This window comes from Campylobacter sp. US25a (assembly GCF_004379075.1).
GTDB lineage: Bacteria > Campylobacterota > Campylobacteria > Campylobacterales > Campylobacteraceae > Campylobacter_D > Campylobacter_D jejuni.
In genome coordinates, this window is the sequence record NZ_RYYM01000060.1 from 1 (window position 1) to 1,070 (window position 1,070).

Sequence of the window (1,070 nt, forward strand, 5' to 3'; positions counted from 1 at the left end):
TACAAATGGCTATAAAAATTGAAATTAGCGGATTTGATAAGGATTTTTTACCTGTTTTTGAGAGTTTAGCTAAAAGCCTAAAAGCTACTTATTGTTTGTTAGAATGTGATACTCCAGAAGAGAAAAAACAAAGTTCTATGAAAAAGGCTTTAGAAGAAATGAAAAATGGAGAACATGAAACTTTTAAAAACTTTGATGAGTATAAAAAGGCTATGCGTGAAATATGAAATTAGAGTTTTAAAAGAATACAAGAAAAACTATAAGAAGCTAACGCTAAAAGAAAAAGACTTAGTAGATGAAATAGTCTATCGCTTATCTAACAATGAAACTCTTGAAAGAAAATACAAAGATCATAAACTAAAAGGTGAATTTAAAGAGCTTAGAGAGTGTCATGTAAAACCTGATTTGCTCTTAATTTATCAAAAACAAGATGATAAACTTATTTTAACATGTATTAATATAGGTTCTCATAGCGAGTTGTTTTAATAATTGAAGTTAAATTAATCAAGTTTATAAAAATCCATAACTACATATTAAGTCATTTATATCATAATAGAAAGAAAAAAGAAAAACACTATGAAAAAATTATCCCAAGAAGAAATACAAAAAGCTATGAGAGAATGTGTAGTAAGTTCTTATACTTATGATCCAGTTAATCCTAATGGTTATTTCTCAAGATTTATTCGATGTTTTAAATGAAGATTTTACCAAAGAATATGAATTCATAGATAGTCCTACTTTAGATGATATGGTAAAACACAAACAAAGTGATGAAGTTTTTAAAGTGTTTTATAAAAAAGATGATAAAATAAGATTGCTTAGAGTTAGCAATATGCAAGCTTTAAATCGTTTTGATAAACTTAAAGGTGCAATGACAAAAATAATTTTAGATAGTGGTTTTAAACCTGATAAATAAAAAGGATTAATATGTGTAAAGATCAAGAATATATAGACCAAATGAAAACTTTATTATTAAAAGGTTTTAAAGATGCCAAAGATGATAAAGTGTATCAAAAAGAACAGCTTGAACTTGCAGAAGCAGGAATTAATGATGGCTTAGAGGAGGATTA

The 1,070-nt window shown here is 26.3% G+C and carries 3 protein-coding genes; all 3 read left to right on the plus strand.

The genetic code is table 11. The features are described 5' to 3' along the window. Positions 1-227: hypothetical protein (locus ELQ12_RS09705; protein WP_233972538.1), on the plus strand; the 227-nt coding region annotated here is incomplete at its 5' end. Then, positions 217-486: a type II toxin-antitoxin system YafQ family toxin gene (locus ELQ12_RS09710; RefSeq protein WP_002789000.1), complete on the plus strand. Its 270-nt coding sequence runs from the start codon at positions 217-219 to the stop codon at positions 484-486. The genes ELQ12_RS09705 and ELQ12_RS09710, both read left to right, overlap by 11 nt. Before the next feature lie 157 nt (positions 487-643). After that, positions 644-916, plus strand: a complete 273-nt coding sequence (locus tag ELQ12_RS09715) for a hypothetical protein (RefSeq protein WP_126265807.1) — start codon at positions 644-646, stop codon at positions 914-916. Positions 917-1,070: the final 154 nt, after the last annotated feature.